Annotated in this window: 2 protein-coding genes; both read left to right on the top strand. The window is 70.4% G+C overall.

Annotation, left to right across the window (positions count from 1 at the left end):
* The first annotated feature begins 63 nt into the window (after window positions 1-63).
* Entirely contained in the window at window positions 64-7197 is a 7134-nt protein-coding gene (locus ABZ562_RS40790; RefSeq protein ID WP_361490453.1) for an SDR family NAD(P)-dependent oxidoreductase, read from the top strand.
* 44 nt (window positions 7198-7241) lie between these two features.
* Window positions 7242-11712 (top strand): beta-ketoacyl synthase N-terminal-like domain-containing protein (locus ABZ562_RS40785; protein WP_361490451.1); only part of this gene is annotated, 4471 nt, incomplete at its 3' end.

Here is an 11712-nt window from a genome sequence, read left to right as displayed (position 1 = left end):
GATCTGGCTGGTCTTCAGGCGGGTGAGTCGGTGTTGATTCATGCGGCTGCCGGCGGTGTGGGGATGGCGGCGGTGCAGTTGGCGCGGCATCTGGGTGCGGAGGTGTTCGCGACGGCGAGTCAGGCCAAGTGGCCGACTGTTCGTGGGCTGGGTGTTGCGGCTGATCGTATTGCTTCGTCGCGTACGACGGAGTTTGAACAGGTTTTCTCTGCGGCGACGGATGGTGTCGGGCTGGATGTGGTGTTGGACTGTCTGGCGGGGGAGTTCGTGGATGCGTCGTTGCGGTTGACGCAGTCCGGTGGCCGGTTCGTGGAGATGGGCAAGACCGATATCCGTGATGCGGATGAGGTCGCCGCCGCGTATCCGGGTGTCTCGTATCGGGCGTTCGATGTGATGGATGCCGGTCCTGAGCGAATCGGCGAGATGCTGGCGGCGCTGTTGCGGCTGTTCGAGAGTGGTGCGCTGCGGCCGATTCCGGTCACGGCGTGGGACATCGCCCGGGCTCCGGAGGCGTTGCGTTTCCTTGGGCAGGCGAAGCATGTCGGCAAGGTTGTGCTGACCCTGCCGGTGCCGTGGGGTGAGCGTGGCACGGTGCTGGTGACCGGCGGTACGGGTGGTCTCGGCGCGGTCGTGGCCCGGCACTTGACCACGGAACACGGGGTGCGGGACCTCTTCCTGCTCTCCCGGCGTGGGCCCGACGCGCCGGGGGCGGGTGAGCTCGAACGGGAGCTGACCGCTCTCGGTGCGCGGGTGACGATCCGTGCGTGTGATGTCAGCGACCGGCAGGCGCTGGCGGATGCGGTGGATGCGGTCCCCGACGATGCCCCGTTGAGGGGCGTGGTGCACACCGCTGGAGTGCTCGACGACGGGATGATCGCGGAGCTGACCCCGGAACGGCTCGCCGGGGTGCTGGCGGCAAAGGCCGATTCCGCCATGCATCTGCACGAACTCACCGCGGACCGTGATCTGGACGCGTTCGTCCTGTTCTCCTCCTTCGCGGGTGTGGTGGGCAATGCGGGCCAGGCGGCTTACGCCGCGGGCAACGCGGTGCTCGACGCCCTCGCGGTATCCCGGCGAGCCCAGGGGCTCCCGGCCGTGTCGCTGGCGTGGGGCATGTGGGAGAACTCCGAAGGCATGGGCGGCCGACTCGACGAAGCCGACCTGGGCCGGATGCGGCGCCAGGGCTTCCCGGCCCTGGAGACCGACCACGGGCTGGCCCTCCTCGACATCGCCCTGTGGATCAACGAGTCGGTGGCGGTGCCGGCCGCCCTACGGACCTCGGCACTCGCCGCGGTACGCGACAGTTTGCCCGCCGTGCTGCACGGACTCGTCCCGGCGACGCGGCAGCGCCGGACCGTCGCCGGGCAGGTTGCCGCCGCCGGAGGCGGCGAGCTGGCCCGCCGCCTGCGCGGACTGCCCGCGGCCGAGCAGGACCGGTTGCTGCTGGACCTCGTACAGACCCAGGTCGCCGGGGTGCTGGGGTACACGTCGGGCGCGGAAGTCGATGCCGGGCGGGCATTCAAGGACCTCGGCTTCGACTCGCTGACCGCGGTAGAGCTGCGCAACCGCCTCACCACCGCGACCGCCGTCCAGCTGCCCGCGACCCTGATCTTCGATCACCCGAACCCCGCCGCGCTGGCCGACTACCTGCGTACGCGGGTCCTGGGCGCGGCGGTCGAGCAGACCGCTTCGCCCGTCCGGAAGACGGCGACGTTCGTGGACGACGACCCCATCGTCATCGTCGGTATGGGCTGCCGCTATCCGGGTGGCGCGACCTCGCCGCAGGCGCTGTGGGACCTGGTCGACTCGGCCGGTGACGGTTTTTCCTCGCTGCCCGCCGATCGTGGCTGGGACATGCGGACGCTGGTCGACACGACCGGCGTCAGCGGTGGCGGATTCGTACAGGACGTGGCGCGGTTCGACGCCGAGCTGTTCGGGATCTCGCCGCGCGAGGCCCTTGCCATGGATCCGCAGCAGCGGCTGCTGCTGGAGACCTCCTGGGAGGCGCTGGAGCGGGCCGGGATCAGCCCCCTGTCGCTGCGCGGCTCGGCCACCGGCGTGTTCGCCGGGGTGTCTGCGAACGGGTACGGCGGGAACATGCACGAGCCCGAGGAAGAGATGGAGGGCTACCTCCTGACCGGCAGCACCCCGAGCGTCGCATCGGGCCGTCTCGCCTACTCCCTCGGCCTTGAGGGTCCCGCGGTGTCGGTGGACACCGCCTGCTCGTCGGCGCTGGTGGCGCTGCACCTCGCGGGCCAGGCGCTGCGGGCGGGCGAATGCGACCTGGCCTTGGCCGGCGGCGCGACGGTGATGGCCACCCCGGGGATCTTCCTGGAGTTCGCCCGTCAGGGCGGGCTGGCCGGGGACGGCCGGTGCAAGTCCTTCTCGGACGCCGCGGACGGTACGGGGTGGGCCGAGGGTGCCGGCGTACTGGTGCTGGAGCGGCTGTCCGACGCGCGGCGCCTGGGGCATCCGGTGCTCGCGGTGGTACGCGGCAGTGCGGTCAATCAGGACGGTGCGTCGAACGGTCTGACGGCGCCGAACGGTCCGTCGCAGCAGCGGGTGATCCGGCAGGCGCTCGCCGCCGCGGGGATATCGCCGTCCGAAGTGGACGCGGTCGAAGCCCACGGCACCGGTACTCGACTCGGCGACCCGATCGAGGCGCAGGCGCTGCTCGCGACCTATGGGCAGGGGCGCGACGGCACCGAGCCGCTGTGGCTGGGCTCGGTGAAGTCGAACATCGGGCACAGTCAGGCCGCGGCCGGCGCGGCCGGGCTGATCAAGATGGTGATGGCGCTGCGCGAGCAGCGGCTGCCGCGGACGCTGCACGCGGACGGACCTTCGTCACATGTCGATTGGGACTCCGGTGCGGTACGGCTGCTGACCGAGGCCCGTGCGTGGCCGCGCGGTGAGCGGCCACGTCGGGCGGGTGTCTCGTCGTTCGGCATCAGTGGGACCAACGCGCACGTCATCATCGAGGAGGCCGAGGAAGCTCCCGCGATCGAACCGGCCATGGGCGACGAGCGGCCGACCGCGGAGCCGGCCGTCGTGCCGTGGGTGCTCTCCGGCCGGACCGCGGAAGCCTTGCGCGCGCAGGCCGGGCAGCTGGCGGCCTTCCTCGACGAGCAGGACGCCGCGCCCGCCGATATCGGGTGGTCTTTGGCGGCCACGCGCGCGGTGCTCGACCACCGTGCCGTCGTGCTCGGCGCCGACTTCGCCACCCTGCGCTCGGGCGTGGCCGCGCTGGCCGACGGCGATGCCTCCGTGGTGTCCGGAGTGGCGGCCGAGGGACGTACGGCGTGGATGTCCACGGGGCAGGGGAGCCAGCGGATCGGGATGGGCCGTGAGCTGTACGGCCAGTTCCCGGTGTTCGCGCGGGTCCTGGATGAGGCGTGTGGACTTTTGGACGCGGAGCTTGGGGGCAGGCCGGGGTTTGAGGTCCCGGTGCGGGAGGTGTTGTTCGCGGCGGAGGGTTCGGCGGAGGCGGCTCTGCTGGATCGGACCGGGTATGCGCAGTCGGCGTTGTTGGCGGTGCAGGTGGCGTTGGTGGAGTTGTTGCGGTCGTGGGGTGTGGTGCCGGATGTGGTGTTGGGGCATTCGGTGGGTGAGTTCGTGGCGGCGTACACGGCGGGTGTGTTCGGGCTGGTGGATGCCGTGCGGTTGGTGGCGGGTCGTGCCCGGTTGATGCAGGGGCTGCCTGCGGGTGGTGCGATGGCGGCGGTCGAGGGTGAGGAGGCCGAGGTCGCCGGCATCCTCAGTGGGCTTCCTGAAGGGGAGCGGGTGGCGGTCGCGGCGGTCAACGGCCCGACCGCGGTGGTCGTCTCCGGCGACGAGGGCGCGGTCGAGCGGGTGATGGCGGTTGCGCGGGAGCGGGGCCGCAGGGTGTCCCGACTGCGGGTGAGTCATGCCTTCCACTCGCCGTTGATGGAGCCGATGCTGGCGGAGTTCGCCGAGATCGCGGCGAGTATCACCTACCGGCAGCCGGTGCTCTCAGCGGTCAGTACCGTCACGGGCCGGCCGCTCGCCGATGGTGACTGGACGACCCCCGCCTACTGGGTCCGTCAGGTGCGCGAGCCGGTCCGCTTCCATGACGCGCTCCGGACCGCCGTCGACGAGCAGGCGGCGGCCCGACTGCTCGAAATCGGTCCGGACCCGGTGTTGACCGCGCTCGCGCGGTCCGAAGGGTCCACCGCGGTTTCGGTGCTGCGCAAGGGGCGCGAAGAGGCCGACACCGTGCTGATCGCCGTGGCCGAGATGTTCGTACGAGGCGGCAAGGTGGACTGGCCCGCCGTCTTCGCCGGGACCGGTGCGCGGCGAGTGGATCTGCCGACGTATGCGTTTCAGCGGCAGCGTTTCTGGATGGGGGCCGTCCGGACGGTCACCGATGCGAGCGGCTTGGGTCTGGGCGCGGCGGGGCATCCGTTGTTGGGTGCTTCGGTGGCGGTGGCGGGTTCGGATGCGGTGTTGTTGACGTCGCGGTTGTCGGTGCGGTCGCATCCGTGGCTGGCTGATCATGTGGTGGCGGGTTCGGTTTTGGTGCCGGGTACGGCCTTCGTTGAGCTTGCGGTGCAGGCGGGTGACCGGGTCGGGTGTGGCCGGGTCGAGGAGTTGACTTTGCAGGCCCCGCTGGTTCTTCCGGAGGACGGCGCTGTTCAGGTGCAGCTCGGCATTGACGCGCCGGAGCCCGGCGGGGAGCGGCGTTCGCTGCGCGTGTACGCGCGCCCGGACGGTGACTCGGCCGACCGGCCGTGGACGTTGCACGCCACGGGCACCCTCACGACCGAGCGTGTCGTCGCCGACTGGGACTTGGGGGTGTGGCCGCCTGCCGGTGCGGAACCGGTCGCGCTGGAGGGGCTGTACGAGCGGCTGACCGGCGCCGGGCTGGTCTATGGGCCCGCGTTCCGTGGCTTGCGGGACGTGTGGGTGAGTGGCGGTGAGGTGTTCGTGGAGGCGGCCTTGCCGGAGGAGGTGGCCGGGGAGGCGTCGGCGTACGGTGTGCATCCGGCGCTGCTGGACACGGTGCTGCACGCGCTCGGGCACCAGAACCCGGACGTTGAGGGCGCGATGCTGCCGTTCCTCTGGTCCGGCGTGTCGCTGTACACCGTCGGCGCCCCAGGCGTTCGGGCCTGCCTGTCGCCGCGAGGGACCGGCGAGTACGGGCTTCGGCTGGCCGACGCCGCTGGTCAGCCGGTGGCCGACATCGACTCGTTGGTGCTGCGACCGGTTACCGCAGCAGACCTCGCCCGGGCGGGTTCTGCGCCCACGGACGGTCTGTTCCGGCTGGACTGGGTTTCCGTGCAGGCTCCGGCCGAGCCGGCCGACCCGGGCGAACCCGGCGACTGGGCCGTCCTCGGTACCGATGCGCAGACCGGGGACGGGTGGCGTGCCGCCGGTGTCGCGGTGACCGGCTACCAGGACTTGGGAGCGCTGACCGCTGCCGTGGCCGGGGGCGCTGCGGTTCCCGGCACGGTGGTCCTGCCGGTGGTGGCGAATTCTGGTGATCTCATTGGTGGGGTTGCTGGTGTGCTGGCGACGATGCGGACGTGGCTGGCTGAGAAGTGTCTGGAGGATTCGCGCCTGGTGGTGTCGACCATGGGTGCGGTCGCGCTGGATGCCGCCGACGCGAGTGAACTGGATCTCGCGAGTGCGGGCGTATGGGGTCTGGTGCGGTCGGCGATCAGCGAGCACCCGGGCCGGTTCGCGCTGGCCGATGTGGATGGCGAGCCGGACTCCTACCGGGCTCTGGCGGCGTACGCGGCCGAATCCGACGAGAGCCAGTTCGCGGTGCGAGAGGGGCGGATCCGCCTGCCCCGGATCGTACGGATGGCCGTTCCCGCCGCGGACGAGGACGTCCCGGTGACACGCTGGGACAAGGGCACGGTGCTGGTCACTGGTGGTACGGGTGGTCTGGGTGCGGTGGTGGCCCGGCATCTGGTCACCGCGCATGGTGTTCGTGATCTGCTGCTGCTCTCCCGGCGTGGTGTCGGGGCGCCGGGTGCGGAGGAGTTGCGTGATGAGCTGACCGGGCTGGGTGCGCGGGTGACGATTGCTGCTTGTGATGTGAGTGATCGTGCGGCGCTGGCCGGTGTGCTGGACGTGGTGCCGGAGGATGCACCCCTTACGGGGATTGTGCATGCCGCTGGTGTGCTGGATGACGGGTTGGTCGCTGATCTGACGCCGGAGCGGTTGGCTCGGGTGCTCGCGGCGAAGGCGGAGTCGGCGGTGCTTCTGCACGAGCTCACCGTGGACCGTGATCTGGATGCGTTCGTGCTGTTTTCCTCCTTTGCGGGTGTGGTGGGGAATGCGGGTCAGTCGGCGTATGCGGCGGGTAATGCGGTGTTGGATGCGTTGGCGGTGTCGCGGCGGGCGCGGGGGTTGGCTGGTGTGTCGTTGGCGTGGGGTATGTGGGAGCAGGCCGAGGGGATGGGTGGTCGTCTGGGTGAGGCGGACATCGACCGGCTTCGGCGTCAGGGGTTCCCGCCGCTGTCCACGCGGGACGGGCTCGCGCTGCTGGATATGGCTTTGCAGGTCAATGAGCCCGTCGCGTTGCCGGTCGCGCTGCGGACCAGCGCGCTCGCCGGGCGGCGGGACACGCTGCCCAGCGTGTTGCGCGACCTTGCGCCGGTCACCGAGCAGCGGCACTCCCTCGGCCATGCCGCGGCCGCCGACGGCTCGGGGCTGGCCCACCGTCTGAAGGAGCTTTCGCCCGCCGAGCGGGACCGGATGCTGCTCGACATCGTGCAGACTTCTGTCGCCGCCGTCCTCGGATACACCTCGCCCGGATCGATCGATCCGACGCGCGCGTTCAAGGACCTCGGCTTCGACTCGCTGACCGCGGTGGACCTGCGCAACCGGCTCAGCTCCGCCACCGCCCTGCAACTGCCCGCCACCATCATCTTCGATCACCCGACGGTTCTGTCCCTGCGGGACTACCTGCGGGCGGAGTTGGTGCCGGAGGACGACGGCGGCGCCGGATTCCTCTTCGGGGAACTCGAAAAACTCCAGTCGATTCTTGCCGAGACGGTGCCCACCGATGAGGCCGTCCGCGCCGAAGTCGGCAGCAAGCTACAGAGGCTGCTGGCTGTATGGGTCGAGAGCGACGGTGGCCCGGAGACCCGGGCGGGCGTCGAGGGGATCGAGGACGCGACCGACGACGAGCTGTTCTCGCTGATGGACAGCAAGCCATGGGCGAACTGAGCCCCTAGCTCAGGCTTCGGCTCTATCTGAAGGATAAGGAACGCATGGCGAACGAAGACAAGCTCCGGGAATACCTCAAGCGCGCGATCGCCGATGCTCGGGATGCTCACCTTCGCCTGAGTGAAGCCGAAGCGAAAGCCCATGAGCCCATCGCGATCGTGGGCATGGGATGCCGGTACCCGGGCGGGGTGGCCTCGCCGGAGGATCTGTGGCAGCTGGTCAGCTCGGCGGGGGACGGGATCACCCCGTTCCCCACCGATCGTGGCTGGGACCTCGATACCCTCTTCGATCCCGACACGGACCGCCCGGGCACCTCGCACGTACGCGAGGGCGGGTTTCTGCACGACGCGGCCGAGTTCGACGCCGAGTTGTTCGGCATCTCCCCGCGCGAGGCCCTCGCCATGGACCCGCAGCAGCGGCTGCTGCTGGAGACCTCGTGGGAGGCCCTGGAACGGGCGGGGATCAACCCCCACTCGCTGCGCGGCTCGGCCACCGGCGTCTTCGCGGGCCTGATGTACCACGACTACGCGTCGCGCCTGAGCGGCGTGCCCAAGGACGTCGAGGGCTTCCTCGCCAACGGCAACGCGGGCAGCGTCTTCTCCGGCCGCATCTCGTACGTGTTCGGGTTCGAGGGGCCCGCGGTGACACTCGACACCGCGTGCTCATCCTCGTTGGTCTCCCTGCACCTTGCCTGCCACGCGCTACGGACCGGTGAGTGCGGGATGGCGCTCGCCGGTGGCGTCACGGTGATGGCCGCCCCGACGACGTTCGTGGAGTTCTCCCGGCAGCGTGGCCTCGCTGCCGACGGCCGGTGCAAGCCGTTCGCGGAGGCCGCGGACGGCACCGCCTGGGCCGAGGGCGCCGGTGTGCTCGTGCTGGAGCGACTGTCCGAGGCACAGCGGCTGGGCCACCAGGTGCTCGCGGTGATCAGCGGCAGCGCCGTCAACCAGGACGGCGCCTCGAACGGGTTGAGCGCGCCGAACGGTCCGTCGCAGCAGCGTGTGATCCGCCAGGCGTTGAAGGCCGCGCGGATCCCGGCGTCCGAAGTGGACGTCGTCGAGGCGCACGGCACCGGAACCCGGCTCGGCGATCCCATCGAGGCCCAGGCGCTGCTCGCGACCTACGGCCAGGGGCGCGCCGGCGCCGAGCCGCTGTGGCTGGGCTCGGTGAAGTCCAACTTCGGACACACCCAGGCCGCCGCGGGCGTCGCAGGCGTCATCAAGATGGTGATGGCCCTGCGCGCCGGGGAACTGCCCAGGACCCTGCACGTGGGTGAGCCCTCGTCCCACGTCGACTGGGACACGGGCTCGGTGCGCCTGCTGACCGAAGAACGCCCCTGGCCCCGCGCCGGACATCCCCGTCGCGCGGGGATTTCTTCGTTCGGTATCAGTGGTACCAACGCCCATGTCATCCTTGAGGAACCTCCTGCCGTGTCAGGCGGTGACAGTGGTGACGGTGACGGCCAAGAGAACGGCACCGCCTCCGACGAGGCCACGACGGACCTGTCGGCGATGCCGGTGGTGCCGTGGGTGCTGTCCGGCCGGAACGCCCAGGCGGTGCGGGCACAGGCCGAACGCCTGGCGGCCTTCCTCGGCGAGCGGGACCACTCCCCGGTCGACATCGGCTTTTCGTTGGCGACCACGCGGGCGGTCCTGGAGCACCGGACTGTGGTGCTGGGCACGGACGGGGCGGCGCCGCTGACCGGCCTGACAGAACCGGCCGGTGGTGACGCCGCGATATCCGGCGCGGTGACCGACGGCCGGACGGGCTGGATGTTCACCGGTCAGGGCAGCCAGCGGATCGGGATGGGCTGTGAGCTGTATGGCGTGTTCCCGGTGTTCGCGAGGACCCTGGATGAGGTGTGCGGTTTTCTGGACGCGGAGTTGGCGGGCAGGCCGGGGTTTGAGGTCCCGGTGCGGGAGGTGTTGTTCGCGGCGGAGGGTTCGGCGGAGGCGGCTCTGCTGGATCGGACCGGGTATGCGCAGACGTTGCTGTTCGCGGTGCAAGTGGCGTTGGTGGAGTTGCTGCGGTCGTGGGGCATGGGTCCGGATGTGGTGCTGGGCCATTCGGTGGGTGAGTTCGTCGCGGCATATACGGCGGGTGTGTTCGAGCTGGCGGATGCCGTGCGGTTGGTGGCGGGTCGTGCGCGGTTGATGCAGGGGCTGCCTGCGGGTGGTGCGATGGCGGCGGTCGAGGGCACCGAGGCCGAGGTCTCCGACATCCTGCGGGGATTGCCGGACCCACAGCGGGTGGCGGTCGCGGCGGTCAACGGCCCGAGCGCGGTGGTGGTTTCCGGTGAGGAGGATGCGGTCGAGCGGGTGATGGCGGTTGCGCGGGAGCGGGGCCGCCGGGTGTCACGGCTGCGGGTGAGTCACGCCTTCCACTCGCCGTTGATGGAGCCCATGCTCGCGGAGTTCGCCGACATCGCCGCGAGCATCGCCTACCGGAAGCCGGTACTTCCGGCCGTCAGCACGGTCAGCGGGCAACTGGTCGGCGCGGCGGACTGGACGACCCCCGGGTACTGGGTGCGCCAGATCCACGAGCCGGTCCGGTTCCACCCGGCTCTGGAGACCACCACGAGCGAACAGGGTGCGACCCGGCTCCTGGAGATCGGACCCGATCCGGTGCTGACCGCGCTGGCTCAGACCGCCGTCGACAGTGTTGTGGCGTCGACGTTGCGGAAGGGCCGCGGCGAAGCCCAGACCGTCCTGTCGGCGGTCGCGGAGATGTTCGTACACGGCTCGCAGGTCGACTGGTCCGCCATGTTCGCCGGGACCGGCGCGCGGCGGGTGGATCTGCCGACGTACGCGTTCCAGCGGCAGCGGTACTGGCTGGAGGCCGCGCGACCGGTCACCGATGCGAGCGGCTTGGGTCTGGGTGTGGCGGGGCATCCGTTGTTGGGTGCTTCGGTGGCGGTGGCGGGTTCGGATGCGGTGTTGTTGACGTCGCGGTTGTCGGTGCGGTCGCATCCGTGGCTGGCTGATCACGTAGTCGCCGGTTCGGTGTTGGTGCCGGGTACTGCGTTCGTTGAGCTTGCGGTGCAGGCGGGTGACCGGGTCGGGTATGGCCGGGTCGAGGAGTTGACTGTGCAGGCGCCGTTGGTTCTTCCGGAGGATGGCGCTGTTCAGGTGCAGCTGGGTATCGACGGGGCCGAGGACGGTCGTCGTGCGCTGCGGGTTTACTCGCGCCAGGAGGGGGCTGATGCCGAGCAGCCGTGGACGTTGCATGCCACGGGTGTTCTCGTTGCTGAGGTTCCTGCTGGTGGGTGGGATTTGCGGGTGTGGCCTCCGGTGGGTGCGGAGGCGGTTGTGGTGGATGGGTTGTATGAGCGGTTGTCGGGTGTGGGGTTGGCGTATGGTCCGGCGTTCCGTGGTCTGCGGGAGGTGTGGAAGCAGGGTGAGGACCTGTTCGTGGAGGCCGCTCTGCCGGAGGAGGTCGCGGAGGACGGGGCCGGGTTCGGTTTGCACCCGGCGCTGCTGGACACGGTGCTGCACGCCCTGGGACTCGGCGAAGTCGGTGCCGGTGCCGGTGCGGACAAGGCTTTGCTGCCCTTCATGTGGTCGGGTGTGTCGCTGTCCGCCGTGGGCACCTCGGCCGTGCGGGTACGTCTGTCTCCACGAGGGACGGGTGAGGTGGCGCTGCGGGTGGCCGATGCCGCAGGTGACCCGATCGCCGAGGTGGCGTCGCTGGTGCTGCGCCCGGTCTCGATCACCGAGCTGAGCGCGTCCGCCTCTGCCACGGCGGAGAGTCTGTTCCGGCTGGAGTGGGTTCCTGCGCCGGTGGCCCGGTCCGAGGAGCCTGTGGAGGCCGCTGGTTGGGCGGTGCTTGGTGATGTCGAGTCGGGTGGGTGGCGGGGTTCCGGTGTTCCGGTGACGTCTTACGACGGTCTTGCGGGTCTGGTCGCCGCTCTTGATGGTGGTGCCACGGCGCCGGAGACGGTTGTGCTTCCAGTGGCGCGTGGTGGTGCCGGTGTCGGTGATGTGGTGGCGGGTGTTCTGGGTGTGGTGCATGAGTGGTTGGCTGAGGAGCGTTTTGCGGGGTCGCGGTTGGTGGTGTTGACGTCGGGTGCGGTGGAGGTGGCCTCGGGCGAGGATGGTGCTCGCGATGTGTTGGATCTCGCGGGGGCTGGGGTGTGGGGTCTGGTGCGGTCGGCGATCAGTGAGCATCCGGGGCGGTTCGTGCTGGCCGACGTTGATGGTGCGCGGGAGTCGTATGAGGCCCTGGCTGTCGGCCTCGCCGGGCTGGGTGCGGACCAGTTGGCCGTCCGGGAGGGGCGGGTGTGGTTGCCGCGGCTGGTGCGGATGGCTTCGGGCGGGGTGTTGGAGCCTCCGGTGGGTGTGGGGTCGGCTTGGCGGTTGGACATCGTGGCCCAGGGCCGGTTGGACGGCGTCGCGCTGGTGCCTGAGGAACCCCAGGCGCCGCGCCGCGGCCAGGTGCGGGTTGGTGTGCGTGCGGCGGGGGTCAACTTCCGGGATGTGCTGAATGTGCTGGGCATGTATCCGGGGGACGCCGGTC

This window comes from Streptomyces sp. NPDC019937 (assembly GCF_040631655.1).
Lineage (GTDB): Bacteria > Actinomycetota > Actinomycetes > Streptomycetales > Streptomycetaceae > Streptomyces.
This window is presented reverse-complemented; position numbering and strand designations above follow the sequence as displayed.

Bases quoted from the DNA above. Each gene is read 5' to 3' on its own strand.
- ABZ562_RS40790 (WP_361490453.1), top strand. From the start codon at position 64: ATGGCGGCGGTGCAGTTGGCGCGGCATCTGGGTGCGGAGGTGTTCGCG.